This is a genomic window from Intrasporangium sp., from assembly GCF_032907665.1.
Classification (GTDB): Bacteria; Actinomycetota; Actinomycetes; order Actinomycetales; family Dermatophilaceae; genus Intrasporangium.
Window position 1 is genome coordinate 12,461 of sequence record NZ_JAJJPG010000020.1, and the last position, 26,115, is coordinate 38,575.

Annotated in this window: 23 protein-coding genes; 13 read left to right on the forward strand and 10 right to left on the reverse strand. The window is 70.4% G+C overall.

The window, feature by feature from the left end:
* Positions 1–1,318, forward strand: a 1,318-nt coding sequence (gene sucB / locus LOY02_RS05125; RefSeq protein ID WP_317181255.1) for a 2-oxoglutarate dehydrogenase, E2 component, dihydrolipoamide succinyltransferase, incomplete at its 5' end; no start/stop codon positions are given.
* A gap of 12 nt (positions 1,319–1,330) precedes the next feature.
* A complete protein-coding gene (locus LOY02_RS05130) occupies positions 1,331–2,236 on the forward strand; it encodes a TIGR01777 family oxidoreductase (protein WP_317181256.1) in 906 nt (301 codons plus the stop codon).
* On the opposite strand, the gene LOY02_RS05135 is transcribed toward LOY02_RS05130, so the two are convergent.
* Both LOY02_RS05135 and LOY02_RS05140 read right to left on the reverse strand, forming a co-directional pair.
* Complete coding sequence (locus LOY02_RS05135; protein WP_317181257.1) at positions 2,214–3,728, reverse strand: serine/threonine-protein kinase; 1,515 nt, start codon at positions 3,726–3,728, stop codon at positions 2,214–2,216. The genes LOY02_RS05130 and LOY02_RS05135 overlap by 23 nt on opposite strands.
* 307 nt (positions 3,729–4,035) lie before the next feature.
* Complete coding sequence (locus tag LOY02_RS05140) at positions 4,036–5,103, reverse strand: Gfo/Idh/MocA family oxidoreductase (RefSeq protein ID WP_317181258.1); 1,068 nt, start codon at positions 5,101–5,103, stop codon at positions 4,036–4,038.
* A 59-nt stretch (positions 5,104–5,162) separates the two neighbouring features.
* Between LOY02_RS05140 and lipB the strand changes: the two genes are divergently transcribed.
* The 3 genes from lipB to LOY02_RS05155 all read left to right on the forward strand — a co-directional run bounded on the left by lipB (position 5,163) and on the right by LOY02_RS05155 (position 7,950).
* Entirely contained in the window at positions 5,163–5,822 is a 660-nt protein-coding gene (lipB, locus tag LOY02_RS05145) for a lipoyl(octanoyl) transferase LipB (protein WP_317181259.1), read from the forward strand.
* A 77-nt stretch (positions 5,823–5,899) separates the two neighbouring features.
* Positions 5,900–6,862 (forward strand): ABC transporter ATP-binding protein, encoded by a 963-nt coding sequence (locus LOY02_RS05150; protein ID WP_317181260.1) that lies wholly within the window; start codon positions 5,900–5,902, stop codon positions 6,860–6,862.
* On the forward strand, positions 6,859–7,950 hold the full coding sequence (locus LOY02_RS05155; RefSeq protein ID WP_317181261.1) for a hypothetical protein: 1,092 nt from the start codon (positions 6,859–6,861) through the stop codon (positions 7,948–7,950). Before LOY02_RS05150 ends, LOY02_RS05155 begins: the two co-directional genes overlap by 4 nt.
* Before the next feature lie 78 nt (positions 7,951–8,028).
* Here the strand turns inward: LOY02_RS05155 and LOY02_RS05160 are convergent, their stop codons facing one another.
* The gene (locus LOY02_RS05160; protein WP_317181262.1) at positions 8,029–8,754 is read right to left on the reverse strand and encodes an MBL fold metallo-hydrolase; all 726 of its coding nucleotides are present in this window, start codon (positions 8,752–8,754) and stop codon (positions 8,029–8,031) included.
* A 139-nt stretch (positions 8,755–8,893) separates the two neighbouring features.
* Between LOY02_RS05160 and LOY02_RS05165 the strand changes: the two genes are divergently transcribed.
* The 3 genes from LOY02_RS05165 (at position 8,894) to LOY02_RS05175 (ending at position 11,368) form a co-directional block, all read left to right on the forward strand.
* Positions 8,894–9,472 carry a TetR/AcrR family transcriptional regulator gene (locus LOY02_RS05165; RefSeq protein ID WP_317181263.1) on the forward strand — a complete coding sequence of 193 codons (579 nt, stop codon included), beginning with the start codon at positions 8,894–8,896 and terminating at the stop codon, positions 9,470–9,472.
* Positions 9,473–9,605: 133 nt separating this feature from the next.
* Positions 9,606–10,631, forward strand: a complete 1,026-nt coding sequence (gene lipA / locus LOY02_RS05170; protein WP_317181264.1) for a lipoyl synthase — start codon at positions 9,606–9,608, stop codon at positions 10,629–10,631.
* A gap of 5 nt (positions 10,632–10,636) precedes the next feature.
* On the forward strand, positions 10,637–11,368 hold the full coding sequence (locus LOY02_RS05175; protein WP_317181265.1) for a DUF4191 domain-containing protein: 732 nt from the start codon (positions 10,637–10,639) through the stop codon (positions 11,366–11,368).
* A 98-nt stretch (positions 11,369–11,466) separates the two neighbouring features.
* Here LOY02_RS05175 and LOY02_RS05180 read toward each other — a convergent pair whose 3' ends face one another.
* On the reverse strand, positions 11,467–11,949 hold the full coding sequence (locus LOY02_RS05180) for an RDD family protein (protein WP_317181266.1): 483 nt from the start codon (positions 11,947–11,949) through the stop codon (positions 11,467–11,469).
* 233 nt (positions 11,950–12,182) lie between these two features.
* On the opposite strand from LOY02_RS05180, the gene glnA reads away from it, so the two are divergent.
* Positions 12,183–13,607, forward strand: coding sequence for a type I glutamate--ammonia ligase (glnA, locus tag LOY02_RS05185; protein ID WP_317181267.1), 1,425 nt, complete (start codon positions 12,183–12,185; stop codon positions 13,605–13,607).
* A 256-nt stretch (positions 13,608–13,863) separates the two neighbouring features.
* Here glnA and LOY02_RS05190 read toward each other — a convergent pair whose 3' ends face one another.
* Together LOY02_RS05190 and LOY02_RS05195 are read right to left on the reverse strand one after the other, a co-directional pair.
* A complete protein-coding gene (locus LOY02_RS05190; protein ID WP_317181268.1) occupies positions 13,864–14,022 on the reverse strand; it encodes a hypothetical protein in 159 nt (52 codons plus the stop codon).
* 4 nt (positions 14,023–14,026) lie between these two features.
* The gene (locus LOY02_RS05195; RefSeq protein ID WP_317181269.1) at positions 14,027–15,484 is read right to left on the reverse strand and encodes an NAD(P)/FAD-dependent oxidoreductase; all 1,458 of its coding nucleotides are present in this window, start codon (positions 15,482–15,484) and stop codon (positions 14,027–14,029) included.
* Positions 15,485–15,723: 239 nt separating this feature from the next.
* On the opposite strand from LOY02_RS05195, the gene LOY02_RS05200 reads away from it, so the two are divergent.
* Positions 15,724–17,031, forward strand: coding sequence for an NAD-binding protein (locus tag LOY02_RS05200; protein WP_317181270.1), 1,308 nt, complete (start codon positions 15,724–15,726; stop codon positions 17,029–17,031).
* A gap of 615 nt (positions 17,032–17,646) precedes the next feature.
* The gene (erm, locus tag LOY02_RS05205) at positions 17,647–18,444 is read left to right on the forward strand and encodes a 23S ribosomal RNA methyltransferase Erm (protein ID WP_317181271.1); all 798 of its coding nucleotides are present in this window, start codon (positions 17,647–17,649) and stop codon (positions 18,442–18,444) included.
* 160 nt (positions 18,445–18,604) lie between these two features.
* On the opposite strand, the gene LOY02_RS05210 is transcribed toward erm, so the two are convergent.
* The 3 genes from LOY02_RS05210 to LOY02_RS05220 are packed head-to-tail and all read right to left on the reverse strand — an operon-like array spanning position 18,605 to position 24,275.
* The gene (locus tag LOY02_RS05210) at positions 18,605–19,879 is read right to left on the reverse strand and encodes an MFS transporter (protein ID WP_317181272.1); all 1,275 of its coding nucleotides are present in this window, start codon (positions 19,877–19,879) and stop codon (positions 18,605–18,607) included.
* The gene (locus LOY02_RS05215; RefSeq protein WP_317181273.1) at positions 19,876–22,914 is read right to left on the reverse strand and encodes a bifunctional [glutamine synthetase] adenylyltransferase/[glutamine synthetase]-adenylyl-L-tyrosine phosphorylase; all 3,039 of its coding nucleotides are present in this window, start codon (positions 22,912–22,914) and stop codon (positions 19,876–19,878) included. The genes LOY02_RS05210 and LOY02_RS05215 overlap by 4 nt, the downstream gene beginning before the upstream one ends.
* A gap of 23 nt (positions 22,915–22,937) precedes the next feature.
* On the reverse strand, positions 22,938–24,275 hold the full coding sequence (locus LOY02_RS05220; RefSeq protein ID WP_317181274.1) for a glutamine synthetase family protein: 1,338 nt from the start codon (positions 24,273–24,275) through the stop codon (positions 22,938–22,940).
* 113 nt (positions 24,276–24,388) lie between these two features.
* Between LOY02_RS05220 and panB the strand changes: the two genes are divergently transcribed.
* Complete coding sequence (gene panB, locus LOY02_RS05225; RefSeq protein WP_317181275.1) at positions 24,389–25,300, forward strand: 3-methyl-2-oxobutanoate hydroxymethyltransferase; 912 nt, start codon at positions 24,389–24,391, stop codon at positions 25,298–25,300.
* Between the two features lie 11 nt (positions 25,301–25,311).
* Here panB and LOY02_RS05230 read toward each other — a convergent pair whose 3' ends face one another.
* The gene (locus LOY02_RS05230) at positions 25,312–25,527 is read right to left on the reverse strand and encodes a methionine aminopeptidase (RefSeq protein WP_317181276.1); all 216 of its coding nucleotides are present in this window, start codon (positions 25,525–25,527) and stop codon (positions 25,312–25,314) included.
* A gap of 74 nt (positions 25,528–25,601) precedes the next feature.
* Here LOY02_RS05230 and LOY02_RS05235 point away from each other — a divergent pair.
* Positions 25,602–26,115, forward strand: a 514-nt coding sequence (locus LOY02_RS05235; protein WP_317181277.1) for a M24 family metallopeptidase, incomplete at its 3' end; no start/stop codon positions are given.

The following is a 26,115-nucleotide window of genomic DNA, read 5'->3' on the forward strand; positions in this document are numbered from 1 at the left end:
CGTCGCCGAGGATGACACGGTCCCCGTGGGTGCCGACCTCGCGGTCATCGGTGGGGGCGCCCCATCGCAGGCCGAGGCTCCCGCGCAGGCCGAGGCTCCCGCGCAGGCCGAGGCTCCCGCACAGGCCGAGGCTCCCGCGCAGGCCGAGGCTCCCGCGCAGGCAGAGGCCGAGCCCGAGGCCCCGGCACAGCCCGAGCCCGAGGCCCCGGCACAACCCGAAGCTCCCGCGCAGGCCGAGCCCGAGGCCCCGGCACAGCAGGAGGCGGCCGCCCAGCCGAAGGCCGCCGCCCAGAGCGAGGCCCCCGCGCCGTCGAAGGCACCCGAGGCGCCGGCCGCCGGAGGTGAGAGGGATGCCTCTGCCGACGCTGCCGCCTACGTCACGCCGCTCGTGCGCAAGCTCGCCGCCCAGCACGGCATCGACCTGTCGACCCTGAAGGGCACGGGGGTCGGCGGTCGCATTCGCAAGCAGGACGTCCTCGACGCCGCCCAGGCAGCGCAGGCCGCTCAGGCCCCTGCGCCGGCTGAGGCCCCTGCGGCCCCCACGGCCCCTGCGGCCCCCGCGGCTCCTCCGGCCGCAGGCGGCGCGCCCGCTGCACCTGCTCCGATTTCGCCGAAGCGGGGAACGCGGGAGAAGATGTCCCGTTTGCGCAAGCTCATCGCAACCCGGATGGTCGAGTCGCTGCAGGTCTCAGCACAGCTGACCACGGTGGTCGAGGTCGACCTGACAAAGGTGGCTCGGCTCCGCGAGCGCGTGAAGGCCGACTTCGAGGCGCGCGAGGGCACCAAGCTCAGCTTCCTGCCCTTCCTGGCCCTGGCAGCGACGGAGGCGCTGAAGGCCCACCCGATGGTCAACGCGAGCATCGAGGGCGAGGAGGTCGTCTATCACGGCAACGAGAACCTCGCCATCGCGGTGGACACCGAGAAGGGCCTCATCGTCCCGGTCGTCAAGAACGCCGGTGACCTCAACATCGCTGGCCTCGCCCGGGCCATCGCCGACCTTGCGGACCGGACCCGGAACAACAAGATCACACCTGACGACCTCGCTGGCGGCACCTTCACCATCACGAACACCGGCAGCCGAGGTGCGCTCTTCGACACTCCGATCATCAACCAGCCGCAGGTCGCCATCCTGGGCACCGGCGCCATCGTCAAGCGGCCCGTGGTCGTCACCGATGCCGACGGCGGTGAGACCATCGCGATACGTTCGATGATGTACCTTGCCTTGTCGTACGACCATCGGATCGTCGACGGTGCGGACGCCGCGCGCTTCCTCGGCACGATGAAGGCGCGACTCGAGGAAGGCCACTTCGAGGCCTGAGGCCGAGTTCCCATGACGAAGCGCGTCGCAATCGCCGGAGCATCCGGGCTCATCGGCGGCGCGCTTCGTCGTCATCTCGTCGAGCGCGGTGACGACGTCGTCGTGCTGGTGCGTCGCCCTTCTGGCGCATCCGACGAAGTGGCCTGGGACCCGCAGAGCGGCACGCTCGACCCGAACCTACTGGCCGGGGTGGACGCGATCGTCAACCTTGCAGGCGCCGGCATCGGCGACAAGCGCTGGAACGACGAACACAAGCGCCTGGTCCTGACCTCGCGGCTCGACGCGACGAGGACGATCGTCGGGTCGATCGCGACAGAGCGCCAACGCTCTGGGCGTATCGTCCGCCTCGTCAACGCGTCGGCGGTCGGCTACTACGGGGACCGGGGCGACGAGGTGCTCGCCGAGTCGAGCCCCCCGGGGACGGACTTCCTCGCCTCGGTCGTGGTGGCGTGGGAGCAGGCCGCCCTGGCGGCCGAGCCCGACGCCTCGGTCGCCGTGATCCGGACCGGACTCGTCATGTCGCCCGACGGCGGGGCCTTCAAACCCCTGCTGCTCCTGTCCCGCCTCGGACTGGGTGGGCCATTGGGCAGTGGCCGGCAGTGGTGGCCCTGGATCACCCTCACGGACGAGGTTCGCGCCATCGCCCACCTCGTCGACGACCCCGATCTCACCGGCGCGTTCAACCTCGCCGCCCCCGACGAAGCCCGACAGGCGGACATCGCGCGGGCGCTCGCCCGAGCACTGCACCGGCCTGCGGTCCTCCCCGTCCCGCAGTTCGCGCTGCGCGCCGTCATCGGCGAGTTCGCCGACGGCATCGTCGCCAGTCAGCGGGTCCACCCGGAGCGGCTCGCGGCAGCGGGCTTCGTGTTCGAGCAGCCGGACCTCGCCTCTGCCGTCAGGTGGACTGTGCAGCGTTGATGCCCTCGATGCGCCACCCGGACGACCCCAGGACGAGCTCGAAGTCGAGGACCTCGCCCTGCGCGGAAGGTTGGGGATGCGCGCCACCGGCGCCGTCGATGACGAGGTAGGCGGACCAGTCGACGCGCCCCCGAATCGTGGCGTGCTCTGCGTCGCCGCGGACCCAGGACGCCTCCGCGACCCTCAGCTCGAGGTCTGCGTAGCGGTTCCCACCGTCGACGAGCTCCTCGATGAGCCGGACGTCTGCCTCATGGGACGCCGTGCCCGACCGATGGACACCAGCCAGACCCGCGACATCTCGAGCGACGAGCACACCGGCCCGGCGCTCCGACAGCACCTGCAGCAGTTCCTTCGCTCGTTGTCGAGGGGCTGCGGCATCGTGCTCGACGCCGGGCCCGGTCGTCGTCCATCCCCGCTCCTCGTCGGACTCAAGCGGTGGCGCGACCGTGCCCGGCGCGCCCTGCGGGGGTGTGGATGGGCCCGTGCGAGCGACGGTCCCGACCGGATCGGCGGGCGTCGGTGAGCTCCCGGCGAGGGCAGCAGGTGACCGGCCGAGCACGAACCACGCACCGGCTCCGACCGCCATCGCGGCGACGAGGCCGACGACTGCCAGGCGGCGTCGCACGTGCCCTGTCCGGTGGTGGGCCGGGCGGTCGAGGGCAGCCTCGGCGCGCAACCGGTGGGTCAGCGCAGACGCCTCGTCACCTCCGACGACGACCTCGACGGGCTCGGCCGCCGTCGCCTCGTAGACCAGTCGGGCCAGCCGCCCTGCCTCGGGCCGTCGAGCCGGATCGGGATCGATGCAGGCTGCGACCACCTCGGCGAGGTCGGACCCGACATGGCTCCGGATCGTGTCCAGCCCCAGGCGCTGGACGGTGTCGGGAGAGCCGTTGCCGGTCAGGCAGAACCAGGCCACAGCACCCAGCGAGAAGACGTCACTGGCTGACGTCGGCGCGACACCCTCGCGCACCTCGGGAGCAATGAAACCTGGTGTGCCGCAGACCTCCCCCGTGTGGCCCATGATCCGCGCCGCGCCGAGGTCGAGGACGAGCGGACGGCCCCCTTCGGTCAGCATGATGTTGCCGGGTGAGACGTCGCCGTGGATGGCCCCAGCAGCATGGAGTGCAGCGACGGCCTCGCAGATCGGCGTCAGGACGGTCACGACCTCACCGGGCCGGAACCGCCCCCTGGCGCGGACCACAGACCGCAGCGATGCCCCGGTCACGAGGTCGAAGACCAGAGCCGTCCTGCCGTCGTCGAGCCGGACGGCATCGCGCAGGGGCACCAGGTGCTCATGGCGAACGGCTGTGAGGACGTGCCGCTCGAAGTCGGGAGACGCCTCGGTGTCCAGCCCCTCGCGCGGAACCTTGACCGCGACCGACCCTCCCCTCTCATCGACACCGGACCAGACCACGCTCGAGGCGCCTTCCCCGATGACAGCACGAAGCACGTGGCCGGGGACCGCTGGCGGACTCAGGTCGGGGGTGGTCACCCGCCCATCGTCACAGGGTCCGCGCCGTCCCCGTCTCCTCCATCCACAGGGCTGCACCCGCGACGCCCGGGAGGACCACCCAGTGACTGCTCACGTTGCACCAGCGCGCGCACCCTCGGAACGCTCGCGACCTCAGGCGGCGAATGCTCGGCACGACCTTCGACGGTTCCCGCGAGGCGATCGACCATCTGGCGCAGGTTCTTCCAGCGATTGCCTTCCCCCCTCGCCGCCCCGACGAGACACCAGGCACCTGAACAGATCCCACCCGAGGACCGCGTCAGGGTGCCGGGCATCAGGGTGCAGGGCGTCAGGGCGCCTCGCCAGGCGTCAGTACGCCGACGACCCGGCGGGCCTGGTGACTCGTTCGCGCCGCGTCGATGACCGCGAGGACGTGCACGGTGTCACGCGGATCGACCGGCATGGCGGCCTGCGGGTCGTCGGAGACGAGGGCGGCCGCGACCGCACGGTAGAAGTCCGACTGGTCACAGGGACCGACGACCGGCCCCGGCTCGCGCTCGTCGCCGCGCACGATCCATCCGACCGCGTTGCCCTCGCTCTCGAACTCGGTGAAGGCGCCGACCTCGTCGAACTGGCGCCCGAGGACGAAGGCGCCCGTCGACCCCATGACCCTGGCCCGTGGGCCGGGTGCACCGTTGACCGACGAGGCCATGACATGGCTGACGACCCCTGAGGTGTGGCGGCAGGCGAGGAAGAAGTCGTCCTCGGCCACGACCGTGTGCGTGAACAGCTCCGCATAGACCGACTCGACCTCGCCGTGGAGGATGACCGCCTGATCGAGCAGGTGGGTGCCGAGGTCGAGCAGGATCCCCGCGCCCTCGTCGGCCGTCTGCGTCTCCCTCCAGCGCTGCTTGGGCACGGGACGCCAACGGTCCCAACGGTATTCCGCGCGCTTGATCTCGCCCACCAGGCCCTGGTCGCGCACTGCGACGAGGGCTGCCAGCTCGGGGTCGAAGCGACGATTCTGGAAGACCGTCAGCGGCACGCCGCGATGCGCGGCGAGATCGACGACCTGCTGGGCTTCGGTCGCGCTCCTGGCGAGTGGCTTGTCGACGACGAGCGCGATGCCTGCGTCGATCACGCGCTCGGCCTGCGCCGCATGGAACCCGGTCGGAGTGGCCAGGACGACGAGGTCGAGGCCTCCCACGTCGAGCAGCGCGTCGAGGTCAGACACCACGGTCGCGTCCGGCAGGTCGGACGCGGCCTGCGCCACCCGCTCCGGACTCGCCGTCGCCACGGCCACGACTCGAAGCCCGGAACCGTCGAGGGCGGGCAGGTGGAACTGGCGGCCCGCCACGCCGTAGCCGGCGAGCCCGACGCGAAGGGAACGGTCTTCGGGAGGTGGGCTCAGCGGCATACGGCCACTCTAGGTGGAGAGCGGCAGGGCTCCTTGGCGGCGCGGCGTACGCTGACCGCATGCGTTTCGTGTACCTCGGGCTCGACCCCGACTTCGTCGACTACGAGCGGGCCTGGGCGGTCCAGCGACACACGCACGCCGAGGTCGTCGCGGGTGAGGCCCCGGACACCATCTACCTGCTCGAGCACGCCGCCGTCTACACGGCCGGCAAGCGCACCGAGCCCCACGAGCGGCCCAAGGACGGCACTCCCGTCATCGACGTGGACCGCGGCGGCAAGATCACCTGGCACGGGCCGGGCCAGATCACCGGCTATCCCATCGTGCGCCTGCCCGCCCCGATCGACGTCGTCGGCTACGTCAGGACGCTCGAGGAGATGATGATTCGCGTCTGTGCCGACTTCGGCGTCGAGGCGGGCCGCGTCGACGGGGAGAGTGGCGCATGGATCGCCGCCGACGACCGCGGGCCCCGACGCAAGATCGGCGCCATCGGCATCCGCGTCAGCCGTCAGGTGGCGATGCACGGCTTCGCCTTCAACTGCAATCCGGACCTGTCGTGGGGTGAGGTCATCATCCCCTGCGGCATCGTGGGGGCCGGCGTGACGTCCCTGTCCTTCGAGCTCGGCCGCGACGTCACCGTGCGCGAGGTGCTCCCGCACGTCGAGCAGCACCTCGGCGAGCTCATCCCGGCGCTCCAGCCGAACCGGAGGGTGCTGGCCTGACGCGCTGCCGACCTGACCACTAGGGTGAGCTGTCACCGCCGGCACTCACGCCGCTCCACACGGCATCAGGGGGTTCGATGGACGTCGCCGTCCAGACCATCAATCTGCGCAAGAGCTACCTCGGTCGGGGTGGGCGACGGGTGGCTGTCCAGGGCCTGACCATGACCGTGCCGGCATCCGGCGTCCACGGCTTCCTCGGTCCGAACGGTTCGGGCAAGACCACGACGATCCGCATGCTCCTCGGGCTCATTCGGCCCGACTCCGGGACCGCGGAGCTGTTCGGACGCAGCGTGCCCAAGGAGCTGCCGGCGGTCATCGACAGGGTCGGCGCGATCGTCGAGTCGCCGAAGTTCTTCCCGGCGTTCACCGGCCGACAGAACCTCCGCCTGCTCGCCGACGCGATCGGCACGCCGCGGCCTCGCATCGACGAGGTGCTCGAGGTGACCCATCTCGGCGACCGAGGTCGCGACCGCTACGCCGGCTACTCGCTCGGCATGAAGCAGCGCCTTGCCATCGCCGCGACGCTGCTCAAGGACCCGGACCTGCTCATCTTCGACGAGCCGACCAACGGCCTCGACCCGGCCGGCATCCGCGAGGTCCGAGACACGATGCGCAGCCTCGGAGAGCGGGGCAAGACCGTTCTGGTCAGCTCCCACATCCTCGCCGAGGTCGAGCAGGTGGCCGACACGGTGACGATCATCGGGCACGGACGGACCCTCGCCGAGGGCACGGTCGCCGACATCCTCGGAGGGGCGGGGACCGCGCAGGTGCGCGTGGGGGTCTCGTCCCCCGCGCAGGCTGAGGACGTCCTCACGGCAGCCGGCCTGCGGGTCAGCCGGGACGGGGTCCGGCTGCTGGTCTCCGGCGCCGAGGACCCCGCTGAGATCACCCGGCTCCTCGCCGGGCAGGGTCTCTACGTCGCCGAGCTCACGCCGGTGCGGCCGGACCTCGAGTCCGCCTTCCTCTCGCTCACCGCCGACGAGGGCCTCGGCTCGGAGGCCGACCGGCAAGCCGGCGGCGCGACGGAGGGTGCCGCGTGAGCCACTCACTGCTCACCCCGGAGTCGCACGCGAAGTCGCAGGTGCGGCCCAAGGGCACGTCCTTCCCGGGCCTCGTCGGTGTCGAGCTGCGCCGCCTCTGGTGGCGTCGCCTCACCAAGGCCGTTCTCCTCGGTGTCGTGGTGTTCACCGGCCTCATGGTCTACGGCGCCTACGACCAGAGCCGGCCGGAGACCCTGGCCCAGCGCCTCGACAACTACGAGGTCATGCTCGCCGACATGGAGCGTCAGAAGCAGGACCTCCCGCAGATGATCGAGGACTGTCGCTCGGCTCAGGCGCAGGAGCGCGAGCGGACCGGCGACCCGGCCATCGACTTCGGCTGCGAGCAGATGAACGCCCAGTTCGAGACCCCCACGATGGAGGACATGGGGATCTCCCTGCCGATCGCCGACACCATCACGGCCAACCTCGCTTCGTATGCCGCCTTCGTCTACGCCTTCCTCGTGCTCATCGCCATGGGCAGCTTCGTCGCTGCGGAGTTCTCGACGGGCGCGCTCGGCAACTGGCTCACCTTCAAGCCCCAGCGCGTCCGGGTCGCCCTGAGCAAGCTCGTCGCGGCCGGCGTGGGGAGCGCCCTCGTGGCAGCGCTCGGCCTCGGCCTGCTCAACCTCGGGGCACGCATGGTCGCCACGATCAACCGCCCCGACTCCGACCTGGAGATCCCGGCGCCGCCGCCGTTGGACGACTCCGTCGCCGAGCTGCTGGTTCGCGCCGTTCTCGTCGTCGTCGCCGCAGGCGTGCTCGGCGCCGCCCTCGCCCTGCTCCTGCGCCACACGGCAGGACTCGTCGGCCTTCTGCTCGGCTACCTCGTCGTCGTCGAGTTCATCGCGGTCAACGCCTTCTTCGGCGGTCGCCTCAACCCGTGGGCCATCACGCCCAACGCCAACGCGTTCCTTGGCAAGGGCTACACGTACAACGCCGAGACGTGCACGACTGTGGACGGCAACTTCTCGTGTACCTACGCCCAGCACGAGATCAGCTACACGCACGGCTGGGTCTACCTGCTCGTCCTCGTCCTCGGCGTGTCGACGGCCGCGGTCCTCGTCTTCCGGCGCCGCGACGTCACCTGAGCGGGCGCTCCGGCCATCCACCACGCCGTATGCCGCTGGGCTCCCGTCCCGATCCCGCTCCGTTCGGGGCGGGTGGGGTCACCGGGACGTCGAGGCGGCCGCTTCCTTCAGCTCGCCGAGGGCATCGCCGATCGCGCCCCGCCACGGTGCCCCGTGGCCGGGCAGCAGCCAGCTGGCCTGCACAGCGCCGAGCTTGTCCACCGACTCCAACGCGAGCTCCGGCTCCAGGGTGAACGGCGCTGGCTGCGGCCCCTGCCTGCCGGTCAACACGTGCCCTGTGGTCAAGGCATCTCCGACGAAGAGCGCGTCAACCGTCGGAACGTGGATGGCCACGCTGCCGGGAGTATGACCGGGAACGGGGATGATCACGGGCGACCCGGGCAGGTCGAGCGGTCCGCCCTCCGGGAGCGTCACGACCTCCGTGACTGGCGGGATCCGAAGTCCGCCGTGGCGGGCTCCGTACCAGAGGAAGCGGACGAGAGGTCCGGGCCTGACCCTTCCCCACGAGCCGTTCGACCTGTCCTCACCCCGCGCCCGCGCGGCGTCGAGCTCGTGGACGTAGACCGGGGCGCCGGTCTCCCTGCGGAGCCGCTCCGCGAATCCGATGTGATCGGAGTCGCCATGGGTGAGCACAACCCCCCGGATGTCACCCAGTGATCGGCCCATCGTGGCGAGCTCGGCCAGAAGGTCCTTCCAGTGGCCCGGCAACCCGGCATCGATGACGGTCACTCCACCGGAGTCCTCGACGAGGTAGGTGTTCACCAGGTCGGATCCGACGCGATGCAGGGACGGAGCGAGTCTCATCCGGCTGTCCTCTCTGTCACCCTGTGGCAACTCAGGTCGACGCTGTCACACGTGCGAACAGGACCTCGGAGCGAGGTACCATCCGTTCATGGCTAGGGTACATAGCCATGAACGCTAATGTCCATAGCCAGGAGGACCCATGCCCACACCGGCACGCACATCACGCACGGAGATCGTCAACGCTGCCCGCTCCATCGTCGAAGCCAGCGGGGTGGACGGCCTGACCATGCAACGCGTGGCGACCACGGTCGGTGTCAAGGCCCCCTCGCTCTACAAGCACGTGCGCAACCGCGACGCCCTGGTCCGACTCGTGGTGGAGGACGTCGCTCGCGAGCTCACCACGACCCTGGATGCGGCCGTCGGCTCAGGTGAGCCGACGGCCGACCTCCGCTCCTTGGCGGAGGCCTTGCGCGCCTTTGCCCATGCCAACCCGGGCGTCTACGGACTGCTCTTCGCCCAGGTGCCGACCGACGCCCGCCCCGACCGGGACCAGCTGGCACGAACCAGCGCCGCGGTGCTTCGCACGACGACGGCGCTCGCCGGTCCCGACCTGGCCCTGGAGGCGGCGCGGACGGTCGTCGCCTGGGCGCACGGGTTCATCAGCATGGAGCTCGCGGGCGCCTTCCGCCTCGGCGGGGATCTCGACCGTGCCTACGCCTTCGGCATCGAACGACTCGGCGCCGCACTCGTGCAGGCCACACCGGGCCCCGCTGAGTAGACGGGAGGACTCGGCGAACCACGGGCTTGCACGCGGTGTCCGGGCGGGTGGGTTTCGGGCCGCGGCGACGCCCGGCGTAGGCTTCTGGGAGCCCAGCACCCCCGGGCCCAGTGCACCCAGAGAAGGAGCCGCCGTGACTGTCGCACCTGACGGTCGTCGCCTGCTGCGCGTCGAGGCGCGCAACGCCGAGACACCGATCGAGCGCAAGCCGTCCTGGATTCGCACCACGGCCAAGATGGGCCCGGAGTTCACGGCCCTGCACTCGATGGTCAAGGGCGAGGGCCTGCACACGGTGTGTCAGGAGGCGGGCTGCCCCAACATCTTCGAGTGCTGGGAGGACCGCGAGGCGACCTTCCTCATCGGTGGGGACACGTGCACGCGCCGGTGCGACTTCTGCGACATCGCGACGGGCCGACCGCAAGCCCTCGACCTCGACGAGCCGCGGCGCGTCGCGGAGTCCGTGCGGCAGATGGGCCTGCGCTACTCGACGGTGACCGGCGTCGCCCGCGACGACCAGCCCGACGGCGCGGCGGGACTGTATGCCGAGACGGTGCGCCAGATCCACCTGCTCAACCCCAACACCGGGGTCGAGATCCTCCCGCCCGACTTCGGCGCCAGGCCCGAGCTGGTCGGGCAGGTCTTCGACGCGCGGCCAGAGGTCTTCGCCCACAACCTCGAGACGGTCCCGCGCATCTTCAAGCGGATCCGGCCGGCGTTCACCTATGACACGTCGCTCCGGGTGCTCACCATGGCCCGCGAGGCCGGGCTCGTGACGAAGTCCAACCTCATCCTCGGGATGGGCGAGACGGACTCCGAGATCGAGTCGGCCATCCGGGACCTGCACGACGCAGGCTGCGACATCCTCACCATCACCCAGTACCTCCGCCCCTCGAAGCTGCACCACCCCATCGACCGGTGGGTCAAGCCGGAGGAGTTCGTCCACTGGTCCGACGTCGCGGAGGAGGTCGGCTTCAAGGGCGTCATGGCCGGGCCGCTGGTCCGCTCGTCCTACCGCGCCGGCCGCCTCTGGGCCACCGCCATGCGCAAGTGGGGCCGGCCCATCCCGGAGCACCTCGCCCACCTCGCCGAGGCCGCCGAGTCCCCCGCCCGCCAGGAGGCGGCGTCATTGGTGGCGCGCGCGGCCGGCGCCGTATCCTGATCCCCATGGCACGCAACAAGGACGGGGACGCGAAGGCGCCCAAGCAGAAGAAGGCGGGACGCCTGTCCCAGATCCTCGACGTCTACCGGATCACGAAGCAGCAGGACTCACTCGTCGGGTGGTGGATGCTGCTCGCCTTCGTCGCGACGTTCGGTGTCATCTTCGTCATCGGGCTGCTGCTGGACCTCGGGTGGATCTTCGCGATCTTCGGCGTGATGACCGGCATCCTCGTGGCGACCATCGTCATGAGCCGGCGGGCCGAGCGGGCGGCCTACCGTCAGATCGAGGGACAGACCGGTGCCGCCGGTGCCGCCCTGACCTCGATCCGGCGCGGCTGGTACACCGACCGCGAGCCGATCGCGGCCGACGTCGCCCGCCCCGGCGACTTCGCCTCGGCCGCGGTCGTCTACCGCGCCCTGGGCCGCCCGGGCGTCGTGCTCGTCGGCGAGGGCCCCACGGGCCGGGTGCAGAAGCTGCTCCTCGCGGAGAAGAAGCGGGTCGAGCGGGTCGCCCCGGGTGTCCCCGTCATGCTGATGCGCGTCGGCAACGGTGAGGACGAGGTCCCCCTCAGCAAGCTCGCGAGCAGGGTCCAGCGCCTCAAGCCCCAGATCACCAAGGACGAGATGGCGGTGGTCAACAAGCGGCTCAAGGCTCTCGGTGGGATGCGCGCGCCGCTGCCCAAGGGCATCGACCCCACTCGTGCCCGGATGGACCGCAAGGCCCTGCGGGGGAAGTGACCCCCAGAGCACGCCCGCCCGCTCTGTGACGGGTTGGCCTTGTCACCGCCGGCTTCGTGACCGCCGAGCCAGACCCGGAGGCGACGGCCTGGGATCGTTCAGCGAGTGCGGATGATGACGGTGTTGGGCACCTTGTCGTGCAGGCCGCGGCCGTCCCGGTCCCAGATGACCGCCGGGATGGCGAGGCAGAGCAGGAACGTCCGGACGAGCGCCTGCGGCAGCGTCGCCCGCCCACCGGCGACGTTCCGCACCTGGAGGCCCATGAGACGGTGACCGATCGTGGTCCCCAGCGTGCCGACGAGCAGCACGTTCATCAGGGCGAAGATGCCGAGGACGATGAAGTTCTGACCTCCGGTGGCCGGCTCCTCGGAGAAGGGCAGGGGCACCTGGAAGAGTCCTCGGGCGATGAGCAGGGCGATGACCCAGTCGACGACGATGGCGACGAGGCGCCGACCGAACCGCGCGATCGATCCCGGGCCGGTCTCGGGCAGCCCGAGCCGATGGCCGGGCCACTCCCCCTCTCCTGCAGTCTTTGATCGGGGGCCCTCGAGCCAGGAGCCAACGTCCTTGCGGTCAACCACGTCCCCACCCTAACGATCCGACGAGGGCCCGGCCCAGCGGCATACGGCATGATCTGCCCCACCGGCCCCGTGCGTTCGTTAACACCGGCGAAACACCTGGGTCATGGACGGGAAATCGGCCGCCGCTACTGTCGACGACGACAGCACGGGGCCGTCGCACGGTCACCACTGCGCGCCTTCACGGGGCCGCCGGGTGACGCGCGTGGCGACCTCGCCCCACTTCAGGAGGTTGGATGTTCAGCTCAGCTGACGAGGTCCTCGCGTTCATCAAGGACGAGGACGTCAAGTTCGTCGACATTCGGTTCTGCGATCTGCCCGGTGTCATGCAGCACTTCAACGTGCCGGCTGAGTCGGTCGACGAGGACTTCTTCACGGTTGGTCAGATGTTCGACGGTTCGTCGATCCGCGGCTTCCAGGCCATCCACGAGTCGGACATGAAGCTCATCCCGGACCCGGCGACCGCGTTCGTCGACCCCTACCGCGTCGAGAAGACGCTCGTGATGAACTTCTCGATCCTCGACCCTTTCACCGACGAGCGCTACAGCCGGGACCCCCGGAACATCGCCACCAAAGCCGAGGAGTACCTCAAGTCCACGGGGATCGCCGACACCGCCTACTTCGGCGCCGAGGCGGAGTTCTACATCTTCGACGACGTCCGCTTCGAGACGAAGCAGAACGCCGGGTACTACTTCCTCGACTCCGTCGAAGCGGCGTGGAACACCGGCCGTGAGGAGGAAGGCGGCAACAAGGCCTACAAGACCCGCTACAAGGGCGGCTACTTCCCCGTCTCCCCCGTCGACCACTTCGCGGACTTCCGTGACCAGGTCTGCCTCCGGCTCAAGGATGTGGGCCTCAACGTCGAGCGCAGCCACCACGAGGTCGGCACCGCTGGGCAGATGGAGATCAACTACCGCTTCAACACGCTGCTGCACTCCGGCGACGACATGATGAAGTTCAAGTACGTCGTCAAGAACGAGGCGTGGGGCGCCGGCCGCACAGCGACGTTCATGCCGAAGCCCCTCTTCGGCGACAACGGCTCCGGAATGCACACGCACCAGTCGCTGTGGAAGGACGGCGAGCCGCTCTTCTACGACGAGCGCGGCTACGGCGGCCTCTCGGACATCGCCCGCTGGTACATCGGCGGACTGCTGCGCCACGCCCCGTCACTGCTCGCCTTCACGAACCCGACGATCAACTCCTACCACCGTCTGGTCCCGGGCTACGAGGCGCCCGTCAACCTCGTCTACTCGGCCCGCAACCGCTCCGCGTGCGTCCGCATCCCGATCACGGGGACCTCACCCAAGGCGAAGCGCATCGAGTTCCGGGTGCCGGACCCGTCGGCCAACCCCTACCTGTCCTTCGCCGCGCAGCTCATGGCGGGTCTCGACGGCATCAAGAACCGCATCGAGCCGCCGGAGCCCGTGGACAAGGACCTCTACGAGCTGCCACCCGAGGAGCACGCGGCGATCGAGCAGGTCCCGGGCTCGCTGCCCGAGGTGCTCAACGCCCTCGAGGCCGACCACGAGTACCTGCTCGAGGGTGACGTCTTCACCAAGGACCTCATCGAGGCGTGGGTCGACTACAAGCGCAAGAACGAGGTCGACCCGATCCGCTTCCGTCCGCACCCGCACGAGTTCGAGATGTACTTCGACATCTGAGCATCACGGTGGGGCTGGGGCACACGTGCCCCACAGGTTCCACCAGTCCGCACGGGCGCCCGGGCAGCTGCCCTGGTCCGCTCGTGCGGACTCGCCTTTCCAGCCAACACTGGAAACAGGGGGACCGAGAGTTCTCAACGTCGCCGGCTCCCTCCCCCTGTGAGCCCAGGCTCGGTCGCCGCCGACACGAGGGACGTAGCCCTGTCGGCCGGCAGTGTCAGTGGTGGCCGTCAGTGGTGGCCGTGAGTGGTGGCCGTCAGTGGTGGCCCTTGACCACCATGCGAAGGATCCGAAGGTTGAAGGCGGCGAACCGCACCGCCTGGAAGGGAAGGTTCTTGCGCATCCGCAGGGTCCGCTCCGTGGGCAGCGGAGCGGTGCGCAGGTTCGGCGTCGGACTGTTCGTCTCGTTGCTCATGTCGTCACTCCGGGATCAGTTGCCAGCCGAGGCGCCCCTTGGCCTTGTGGATGAACAGGTAGTGCAGCATCAGCTTGACCCAGTGGCCGCTGAGGCCGATCTCGCCGCGGGTGGTGCCGAGATCACGGCCCGTGTCGTAGATGGTGTAGTCCGGGACGACGGGCATCATCGTCATGGCGGCCGCCGACCCCCGTCGCATTCCCGAGCCGGCGGAGGCCACGCACGCGGCCCCCATGCGCGCCATGGAGGATTCGTGGGCGGGCCGGTCGTTGCCGTGTTTGATCCGGTCGACGATCGTCAGGGCCGCGGTCTTGCCCATGACACCCGACGGCATTCCGGTGCGCGGCGGTGATGGCGCGATCACGGTGCCCGTGGAGCTGGTCCGCGGCCGGGAGATCTGGTGGGGCGGCGCAAACGCAATGCCGACGGCGAACACGTTGGGGTAGCCGACCGCCTCGTACGTCTTGGGCCAGTCGTCGGCACGCCACTGCTCGTACGGCTTGGGGGTGTAGTCCGCATCGACCCTCATGAATCCGCTCGGCGCGAAGAGCTCCGACGTGATGTCGTTCCCCTGGCCGTCGAAGGCGTCGAGCGGGACGCCGCCGAAGGGGGGCAGGAGCATCCCGAAGTCGAAGGCGAGCTCGTGCATCTCACCGTCGAGGGTCTCGTAGTGCACGATTCCCGGCTCGACACGGTGCACGTGCGCCCCGAGGACGGCCTCGACGCCGCGCTCTCGGAAAAGGCTCGCGGTCCACAGCTCCGAGGTGGTCTGGAAGCCGTTCTCCTCGAACGTCATGCCGTCGACGCCGAAGTCGCCGAGCTGGGCCTCGTTGGTCAGGTAGACGAGGCGAGCCAGGTCGCGTACGCCCGCCTCGCGCAGCTCGTGGTCGACATTGAAGACGTACTCGAAGGCTGCGCCCTCGCAGGTGCACGTGCCGTGGCCCATCCCGACGACGATGGTCTGCGGCTGACCCTCCCGCAGCCGCTCGATGGTCTCGCGCAGTTCTGCTGCCGCCTCGATGGCATGGTCGGCCGTGCAGACAGAGAGCGTGTGGCCACCCTCCGGACCGAGGCCCGGCGTCATGCCGAACTTCAGCTGCGGCCCCGTCGCGTTGATGAGGTAGTCATAACGGATCCGCTCCTGCTCGCCCGCTCGGTCGCGGCTGGTGTGGACGATGTCCACAGCCCCGCGGGAGCTCTCGGCGTCGCCTTCGGGCCGAATGGCCACGGCCTTGGCTTGCCGATAACCGATGCCCTTCTTCGCATAGACCGGAGCGAGCGGGAAGACGACGTCCTGCTTGGACATCCTGCCGACGCCGACCCAGATGTTGCTCGGGATCCAGTTCCACTGGGAGTTGGGCGAGACGACCGTGACGGTGTGGCCCTTGGGGAGCAGGCGGTTCAGGTGCAGCGCGGCCGTGTGGCCGGCGACGCCAGCACCGAGGACGACGACGTCAGCCATTGGCGTCTCCTTCGACGTGGGTGAAGGACGCCAAACATATACCCTAGGGGGTATCGAAGCAACTGCCCCGGGGGGATGAGTGGCCTGACACCCAATCCTTCGACTCACTCATGTTGAATACCCCCGTTGGTATAGCCTCGATCCGAAGGCGAGGACACCACAGCGCCGGGCGCACGGACAGTCCGGCGTCGCGCGGAGCCACTCGGCAGCAGACCGCAGGACGAGAGTCGAGAAGCGAGATGGCAACTCAGTCAAGGGTGGTGCTCATCGGCGACCTCGAGGCCACCCGGCTGCTCTGTGCCCTCCTGACGGCTGATGGCGCCCAGACCATCCACCTGCCCTCCCCTGACGAGGCCTCCGTGCGCGCTGCGTTCGCCCAGCACGTCGACGGCGTGGCGGTGGTGGTGCGGGGCGACGTGGCTGCCCTCCGATACACTCTGCTGGCCGCACACCTCCAGCAGGCAGTTCCCATCGTGGTGACGGTCTTCGACCGCACCATCGCCCGCCAGCTCACGTCGGTGGTGCCCAACTGCACCGTCACCTCACCGGCCGACGTCGCCGCACCCGCCGTCGTCGCTGCCTGCATCCATCCCACTGCACTCGCGATCCTCGATGTCGGTGGCGTGCCGACAGCCGTCCTGAACGAGGAAGGGACCGCCGCCGCCCGTCGGTGGGATCCGCCCCAGCCCAGCTCGCTCGACCGTCTCTCCCGTTGGGTTCCGCACCGACACGGCGGCGCCGCAGGACTCCTCGTCACGGGCTTGGTGGGCCTGGTCGCCATCATCGCAACGGAGTGGCTGCTCGCCGTGGTGGTGCTCCACGAAGGAGTCCTCGAGGCGTTCTACACGACCACGCGACTGGCCGCCACGGTTGGGCCTGCCGACGCGACCGCTCACGGGGCGCCGGGCCACTACCTCGTGATCTCGGCACTGCTCATGCTCATGGGCATCGGGTTCACCGGCGCGCTGGTGGCCGGGCTCGTGGAGTGGATCGTCAGCGCCCGCACCGCAGCGCTCGTGGGTCCGCGCAGCGTCCCGAGGCGACACCACGTTGTCGTCGCCGGCCTCGGACAGGTCGGCCTGCGCGTCGGACAGCTGCTCCACGACGTGCACGTGCCCTGCGTGATCGTCGAAAGGGCCGCGGGCGCACCGAACCTGCCCCAGGCACGCTCGAGCCGGCTGCCCGTCGTCATCGGTGACGCAGCCGACCTGCTCGTGCTCGAGCGCGTGGGGCTCGGGCGCGCCCGTGCGATCGCGGCCCTCGCCTCCGACGACCTCGACAACGTCGCCGTGGTCATCAGCGCGCTGGCCATCGCCCCCGAGGTGCGGACGGTGCTGCGCTCCGGAGAGGATCCAGCGGTCGAGGAGACGACTTCGCTGTTCCGGATCGGACGGGTCGCGGACGTCTCGGCCCTAACTGCCGCGTGGGTGTGCGCGTCGATCCGCGGAGAGAGCCCCGTCGTCGCCTACGCCGATGCCCGTCTGGTCGGGGTCCTCAGTGACAGTGGGGACAGCCGTCGGGAAATTCCGCCCCGGTGTCGATGTTGACGGGGACGTTCGGGCCCGACGCGGACACGCTGCCACCGTCGTATGCCGCTGTGCCGGCCCGGCCTGTATCTCCCCGAGTGCGCGCCGAGCGACGACCCCGTGTTCGACGAGCTGTTCGACGCGGCCCTGCCGCGCGTGCTGGCTGGCACCCACCATCGTGACGACCCGCCTTCAGACGGGGGGCGCCCTTCTGGTACGCGACGCTCCTCCACTTCGCCGGCGACCTCCTCGATCCCACGGGTCTCGTCGCCTGGGTGCGAGAACGACGCACGATCGAACCGGCCCCCTCGCCGTCGACGGGGTGACACTCGACCGATACCGCTACGTGGCAGGGATGGCCGACGGCAAGCGGCTCATGCGTCCCGAGACGTGGTTCGCCGCAGCCTTCGAGGCTGAGACCCCTTGCCCCACACCGAAATCCGCGAGCGCCGCTTCCCGTGCCTCGCTAGGGTGGACGGTCATGACGTACTTCATACGGCTGCGTTCCGCCCACTGACGGTGCGGAACGACTGACCGGACTCTCCTCGAAGCGACTGCTCCGCACCGTCGGCCAACCACCCGGCCGGGCGGTGCTTCGTGCTGCCCGGCGTCACGCCGACAGCAGGAGCATCCCCGATGTCACGGACCCTTCCCGGCCCGCACGAGCTGGGCCAGAACCACCTCATCGACCGCAGAGTTGCCGCACGAATCGTCACGTTGGTCCGGGCCGCAGAGCCGCCCCTGCCGATTGTCGAATGGGCGGCCGGTCGCGGTGCGATCACCCGGCCACTCATTCGACTGGGTCGACCCGTCGAAGCGGTCGAGCTCGACCCCCGATCGATCGCGCGCCTCCGGCAGGCAGTGGGAGACCGCGTGACGGTCAGCCGCTGCGACATCCTGCGCCACGCGCCCCCGGAGGCGCCTCACGACCTGGTCTGCAACGTCCCCTTCCACCTGACCACCCCGGTGATCCGGCGCCTGCTCGCACTGCGGCACTGGCGACGGGCCGTCCTCCTCACCCAGTGGGAGGTGGCTCGCAAGCGCGCGGCGGTCGGGGGGACGACGTTGCTCACGGCGCAGTGGTGGCCGTGGTACGAGTTCAGGCTGGACCGGCGCGTCCCGTCCTCGTCCTTTGCGCCCCGGCCCAGCGTGGACGGCGGGATCCTTGTCGTCGACCGCCGTCGGGAGACGCTGCTTGCCGAGGACGATCAACACGCCTACCAGCAGTTCGTCGCCTCGGCCTTCAGCGGGCGCGGACGGGGAATCGCCGAGATCCTCAGACGGCACGGGCTCTCCAAGGCGACGCTCCGCACGTGGCGACGAGCCCACGGGGTGCGTGAGCGCGACCTTCCTCGCGACGTCACGGCCCACGCGTGGGTGGACGCCTATCATCACGCGACACGAGCGACGCCCAGCAGGCGATCACCTCGCTGAGTCCTCCGCTGCGCCCGCTGCGCCCGCTGCGCCCGCTGCGCCCGCTGCTCGGAGTGCGCGGAGTACGCGGTCATGCGCTGCCTGGCCCTCTCAACCGGACGGAGCGGTCAGGCAGCGAGCAGCGGCCGGCTCAGCGGCATACGGCATCATCACGACTCGCTCACGCAGCGCGCGTGGAGCGCGGCGACGCATAGGCCCGCTCGACGGTCGCCGTCACGCGCTGGTGTGGCCAGGTCAGCCCGAGCACCAGGATGAGGCCCAGACAGATCGCGGCGCAGATCGTCACGCCCAGATAGGCGTTGGTGTGCTGCCCGACCCAGCCGGCACCGAGGTAGCTCGCGCCGGCAGCCAGGACCGCGATGGACCCCGCGAGGCTGAAGATGCGGCCCCGCATCTCCGGCGCGGTGGCGAGGGCGAAGGTCGCCTGGAGGGGGACCATGAAGGCCTGCAGGAGGCCACTGAAGAAGAACACCACGACGAGCACGGCCAGTGGCGGGTGGAAGGCCGTGACGAGGAGCGGCACGGGCATGGCGACGGCGAGAGGCACGATCGAGGCGTTCTGCCGGTGGACGTCGAGTCGCCCGATGATGACGATCCCGACGACGGCGCCCACGATGGGCGTGGCCATGAGGAATCCGCCCCACCCGTTGTCGCCGGCGATGGGAATCGCGAGCGCCTCGGGTGCGGCGATGCCCAGGCTGGCGGCAGCGCTCAGGGCGATGAGCCGGGCGAGCACCGTGTTGCGAGCGAGATCGCCGATCGCGGTCCCCAGGTCGTGGACGAAGCCGCGCACCCCCTTGCCCCGGTTGCCGTGGACGGGACGCAGCTGGACGACGACGAGGATGACGATGGCGGCGATGATGAACGTCGCGAAGTCGATGAGCAGACCCACCCGGGGTCCGACGAGGGCGACGAGCCCACCCCCGAGAGCGAGCCCGAGCGCCTGGTTGACCTGCTCCGCCATGGCGCTGAGGGCGACGGCGCGCGCATAGAGTGGCCGGTCGTGCTCGAAGAGGTCGGTGACGAGCACGAGGTTCGACGCGCTCGCTGCGCCGCCGATCAGCTCGAGGACGAAGAGCGCTGTGAAGATCCACACGAGCGGCGCTGCCGTCGTGACGAGCCAGATGAGGCCGAGCACGCAGAGCGCACGCGCCACGTGGCTGATGACGAGGACGAACTTGTAGCGGAACCGGTCGACGAAGGGGCCGAGCAGGCTGCGACCGAGGAACGTCGGGACGAAGCTGATGGCGAGGGTCGTCGCAGTGGCCAGCGGCGAGCGGGTGCGCTCGAAGACGACCGCGGCGATCGTCACGCGAGCGACGTAGTCGCCCCACATCGACAGCGCGTTCGCCAGGAAGATCGGCAGGTAGCTGGGGACCCGGAGCATCTCCGCGTAGGACGGTACGCGGACCTGACCTCCCCTGCGCTCGATCACGGCACGACGCTACCCCGAGGTGGGGAGTCGTAAAAGTTGAAACTGGCCGCCTGCCGAGCACGGCGCGCCACCCGCCGCCACGCCTCGACGAGACCCGCTCCGTCGCCGGCGGGACGACCGATGATCCGGCCCATCCCGTCCGCGTCCCGCAGGTCGACGGGGACACTGTCGACGGCCCGCCCGCGCCAGAGGACGCCGGCGTTGCGCAACCGGGTAGCGAGGAGCCAGGCCTCCCGCAGCGACGCGACGTCGGACGCCGGGACGAACCCCTCTGCACCCAGGGCCTCGAGGGCGGGCAGGGTGCCGGTGACGCGGAGGCTCGGCGTCGCATGCGCGTGCATGAGCTGCTGGAGCTGAACGGTCCACTCGACGTCCGTCAGGCCTCCTCGGCCGAGCTTCATGTGGGTGCTCGGATCGGCTCCGCGCGGCAGCCGCTCCGACTCGACCCGCGCCTTGAGCAGACGGATGTCCCGCGCCTGCTGCTCGGTGAGGCCCCCCTCGGGCCAACGCAGCGGGTTGATCAGGTCGGCGAAGTCCGCGGCCAGGTCGTCCGGGCCGGCCAGCGGCGTCGCGCGCAGGAGCGCCTGGAACTCCCAGGTCAGGGCCCACCGCTCGTAGTACGTGCGATAGGCGGCGAGGCTGCGCACGAGGGGGCCGTTCTTGCCCTCGGGTCGCAGGTCCGCGTCGAGCGGGAGCGGCGGCTCGCTCGCGCCTGCGGTGAGCAGCTTGCGCAGCTCCTGGACGACGAGGGTCGCCCGCGCCTGCATGCCCGCGTCATCGGCCGCGTCATCGCCGGCGTGGGCCCGGTGGACGAACATGACGTCGGCGTCCGAGGCGTAGCCCATCTCCCCGCCACCGAGGCTGCCCATCCCGACCACGAGGATGTCGCCGTCGAGTGACACGCCCTCGCGCCGCTCGACCTCCGCCGTCGCGGCTTCGAGGGAGACCGTGATCGTTGCAGCGGCGAGGTCCGTGAGGGCGGCCCCGACCTCGAGCACGTCGAGCTCGCCCGCGAGGTCGGCCATGACGATCCGGAGCACCTCGTTGCGCCGGATCGCCCGGACGGCGGTGACCGCGTCCGCTCCGCTCTCTCGCCGTCCGGCGGCAGCGCGCATCGTCGTCGTCAGGGCGTCTCGGGAGCGCGGCGCGAGGCCCCCGGGGTCGCCGAGCATTGCCACGCTCTCGGGCGAGCGGATGAGCAGGTCGGCGGCGTAGCGGCTGCGGGCCAGGCTGTGGGCCAGCCGGTCGGCCGCACGTCCCTCGTCCCGGAGCATCTTGAGATACCAGTGCGTCGTCCCGAGCTCGTCGGACACCCGTCGGAAGGACAACAGCCCGGCGTCCGGGTCGGCCTCGTCGGCGAACCACCCGAGCATGACGGGCAGCAGGGTGCGCTGGATCGCCGCACGCCGGCTCACCCCGGTCGTCAGGGCTTCGATGTGACGCAGCGCTCCGGCGGGGTCGCGGAAGCCGAGAGCGAGGAGCCGCTCGCGTGCCGCCTCCGGAGAGAGCCCGACCTCGTCCGGGCTCAGCCTCGCCGCGGCCGCGAGCAGGGGTCGGTAGAACAGCCGCTCGTGGATGCGCCTGACCTCGCGGGCGACGGCCTGCCGGTCGGCGACCACGGCCTCGTCGGGGTGGGTCCGGTGCCCCATCGCCCGGCCGAGCCGCCGGAGGTCCGCCGGGGTGTCGGGCATGAGGTGCGTGCGGCGCAGGCGGTGCAGCTGGATGCGGTGTTCCAGGCAGCGCAGGTGTCGGTACGCGCGGTCGAGCGTCGCGGCGTCGTCGCGGGCGACGTAGCCACCCTTCGAGAGTGCGGCCAGCGCCTCGAGGGTGGTCGCGGAGCGCAGGGACGCGTCGGTGCGGCCATGGACGAGCTGGAGCAGCTGCACGCTGAACTCGACGTCGCGCAGGCCGCCGGGGCCGAGCTTGAGCTGGCGTGCGGCCTCGTTCGCGGGCACGTGCTGCTCGACCCGGCGACGCATCGCCTGGACGTCCTCGACGAAGTGGTCTCGGCTCGCCGCCTCCCACACGAGTGGCGAGATCTCCTCCTTGTAGCGCAGGCCCACCTCGCGGTCCCCCGCCGACACCCAGGCCTTGAGGAGGGCCTGGAACTCCCAGGTCTTGGCCCACCGCTCGTAGTACGCCTTGTGGCTGCGGATGGTGCGCACGAGTGGCCCCTGCTTTCCCTCAGGGCGGAGGGCGGCGTCGACGGGCCACAGGGAACCCTCGGCGGTGGGAGTCGCGCACGCGCGCATCGTGGCGGCGGCGAGCGAGGTGCCGATGCGCAGTGCGGTGTCCTCGTCGACCCCCTCTGCCGGCTCCACGACGAAGATGACGTCGACGTCGCTGACGTAGTTCAGCTCTCCCCCACCGGTCTTGCCCATCCCGATGATCGCGAGGCGGCACTGCTCGTGTCCGTGCCCGAACTCCTCGCGGGCGATCACCAGCGCCGCCTCGAGGGCGGCCTCGGCGAGCTCGGCGAGCGCCTGCCCCACGTGGGGCATGTCGGCGAGCGGGTCGGCGGACGTGATGTCGCGTGCGGCGATCCTCAGCAGCCCGCGCCGGTACGCGATGCGCAGCGCGTCGAGGGCCGTGCGGTCCCCCCGTCCCGTCGTCACAGCGGCAACCAGCTCGGCCCGCACCTCATCTGCCGTATGCCGCTCCGCCCGGGCCGCGTCGACCCAGTGACGTGGGTGCCGGACGAGCTCGTCGACGAGCGCCGTCGAGGCGCCGAGGACTCCGAGCACTCGGTCCCGACCCGGTCCACCGACGAGCAGCTCGTCGGCGAGGGCCCGCAGCACGGCGGTGTCGCCCTGGGCCGCGAGCGAGTCGAGGACGCGGATGAGCCCGAGCAGGGCCTGGTCGGGGTCTGCCGTCTCCCCGATCGCCTGGAGGAGGTCGTCCGGCAGGCCCGGCGTCCCGTCAGCGGCCTCGAGAGGGGACAGGGCGGGGTCGGCAAGGAGCCCGACGGCCCGGTCCGGCGCGGCGAAGCCGAGACGCACCAGCGTGCCGACCGTCGTCGTCGTGCGCGGGGTCATCCGATGTCAGCCGCCGGTCCGCGTCAGAGGCGGGGCAGGTAGCGGTCGAGCTCGAACCGCGACACGTCGTGCCGGTAGTCGAGCCACTCCTGGCGCTTGTTGCGCAGGAAGAAGTCGAAGACGTGCTCGCCGAGGATCTCGGCCACGAGCTCGCTCTGCTGCATCTGCTCGATGGCCGAGCCGAGGGACTCGGGCAGCGGCTTGATCCCCATGGCACGCCGCTCCGCGTCGGTGAGGCGCCACACGTCGTCCTCGGACTCCGGCGGGAGCTCGTAGCCCTCCTCGATCCCCTTCAGTCCCGCGCCGAGGAGCACCGCGAACGCGAGGTAGGGGTTGCAGGCGGCGTCGATGGAGCGGACCTCGATCCGGGTCGACTGGCCCTTGCTCGGCTTGTGCATGGGAACCCGGACGAGGGCGGACCGGTTGTTGTGGCCCCACGTGAGGTGGGCGGGTGCCTCTCCCCCTCCCCAGAGACGCTTGTAGGAGTTGACCCACTGGTTGGTCACCGCGGTGATCTCTGCCCCGTGGACGATGAGTCCCGCGATGAACTGTCGCGCGACCTTGCTCAGCTGGTAGGGGGCGCCCGCCTCGTAGAACGCGTTGGCGTCGCCCTCGAAGAGCGACAGGTGGGTGTGCATCCCGGAGCCGGGGTGCTCGGTGAAGGGTTTGGGCATGAACGTGGCGTAGACGCCCTGGGAGAGCGCGACCTCCTTGACGACCGTGCGGAAGGTCATGATGTTGTCCGCCGTGCTCAGGGCATCGGCGTAACGCAGGTCGATCTCGTTCTGGCCCGGAGCGCCCTCGTGATGGCTGAACTCCACCGAGATGCCCATGTTCTCGAGCATCGTGATGGCGGCGCGGCGGAAGTCGTGCCCCATCCCGCGCGGCACGTGGTCGAAGTAGCCGGCGTCGTCGACCGGGACCGGGCGACCGTCCGGGCCGGGCTCCTGCTCGAGGAGGAAGAACTCGATCTCCGGGTGCGTGTAGAAGGTGAAGCCGAGGTCGGCCGCCTTGTCGAGCGCGCGTTGGAGGACGTGGCGCGGGTCGGCGAAGCTCGGCGAGCCGTCGGGCATCTGGAGGTCACAGAACATGCGGGCAGTGCCCGGCGGGTCCCCGCGCCACGGGAGGATCTGGAAGGTCGAGGGGTCGGGCTTGGCGAGCATGTCGGCCTCGTAGATGCGCGCGAAGCCCTCGATCGCCGAACCGTCGAAGCCGATTCCCTCCGCGAAGGCGCCCTCGAGCTCGGCCGGCGCGACGGCGACGGACTTCAGGGTGCCGAGCACGTCGGTGAACCAGAGCCTGACGAAGCGGATGTCGCGCTCCTCGATGGTGCGCAGCACGAACTCTTCCTGACGGTCCATGTGTCGATCCTGCCGCATCCCTGTTTCGCAGGTGTAAACCGTGCGGACGACGTGCCGCACCCCACAGGGCCAGGGTCGGCCACGGTCGCGGCCGGCGTCCTAGGATCGGCCCCATGAGCGACGCCGCTGACGCTGCCGGACCCGTCCCGAGCCCGGAGGAGCCGAACCCCTACGGCTCCCCGGCGCAGCAGTCCGGCACAGTCGGGGGACCCGGCGGCGCCCCGGCCCGACGAGTGCGCATCCCGCACCTGCAGGCGATGAAGGCGGAGGGCCGCAGGTGGGCGATGCTCACCGCCTACGACATGTACTCCGCGCAGATCTTCGACGAGGCGGGCATTCCCGCCCTGCTCGTCGGTGACTCAGCCGGCAACAACGTCTACGGCTACGACACCACGGTGCCCGTCACGGTCGACGAGCTCATCCCGCTCGTGCGGGCGGTCAGCGCCAACGCGAAGCGGGCTCTTGTCATCGCCGACCTTCCCTTCGGCTCCTACGGGGCCACCATCGAGCAGGGCTTCGAGACGGCGGTCCGGTTCATGAAGGAGGGCCGGGCCCATGCCGTCAAGCTCGAGGGCGGCGAGGCGATGGCCCCGCTCGTCGCGGCACTGACCTCGGCGGGCATCCCTGTCATGGCCCACGTCGGGTTCACCCCGCAGAGCGAGCACCAGCTCGGCGGCTACCGGGTCCAGGGTCGCGGCGACGCGGCAGACGCGCTCGTCGACGAGGCCCGCTCCCTCGAGGCCGCGGGTGCCTTCGCTGTCGTCCTCGAGATGGTCCCCGCGCCCGTCGCGGCGCGCGTGACCGAGGTCCTGTCGATCCCCACGGTGGGCATCGGCGCGGGCCCGGGGACCGACGCACAGGTCCTCGTGTGGAGCGACTTCGCCGGTCTCCGTGGAGGGAAGGCGCCGCGCTTCGTCAAGAAGTACGCCGACCTGCGGGGCACTCTCCTCGAAGCCGCGCAGGCGTATGCCGCGGACGTCGAGTCAGGTGCCTTCCCGGCTGCCGAGCACTCCTTCGACTCCTGATCCCGGGTCGGTCAGTCGTCGAGTCCCTCGTCGTCCCAGCCGGGAGCAGCGTTCTTCTGCTCCCACTCACGGTCCTCCTCGTCCCACTTCTCGGTCCGGGCCCGGGCGGTCTCGAGCGCCTGGCGCGCCTCTTCCACGGTCTCGTAGGGACCCATCACCTCGTCTGCCCGACTGCGGTTCTCGTCGGTCTCGACCTCACCGGTCCGCACGTTGTACCAGAAGCTCATACCACTCCCTCTCGACGGGTTCGCCGGGCGAACGCCCATGGGGCCACCGGCGTGGACGACCTAGACTCCACCGTATGCCGTTGACCCGCGCCCGTGTCGCACCTCACCCGTTGTCGCCGCGCCGACCCGTGCCCGCCTCGATCCCGCGGCCGCACTACGTCGACGTGCCGCAGCCCCGCGAGGACGGAGACGTCCGGATCAAGGACGCGGAGACGATCGAGAGGATGCGGGTGGCCGGCCGGATCGCGGCCCGTGCCATGGCGGCCGCGGCGGAACGCATCGCGCCCGGCGTGACGACCGACGAGCTCGACGCCGTGGCCCACGAATACCTCATCGACCACGGCGCGTATCCGTCGCCGCTCGGCTACAAGGCGTTCCCCAAGTCCGTGTGCACCAGCGTCAACGAGGTGATCTGCCACGGCATCCCGGACGCCCGTCCGCTCGAGGACGGCGACATCGTCAACATCGACGTCACGGCCTACGTCGACGGGGTCCACGGCGACACGGACGCGACCTACCTCGTCGGTGACGTCGACGAGGAGTCGCGCCTGCTCGTCGAGCGGACCCACGAGGCGATGATGCGCGGCA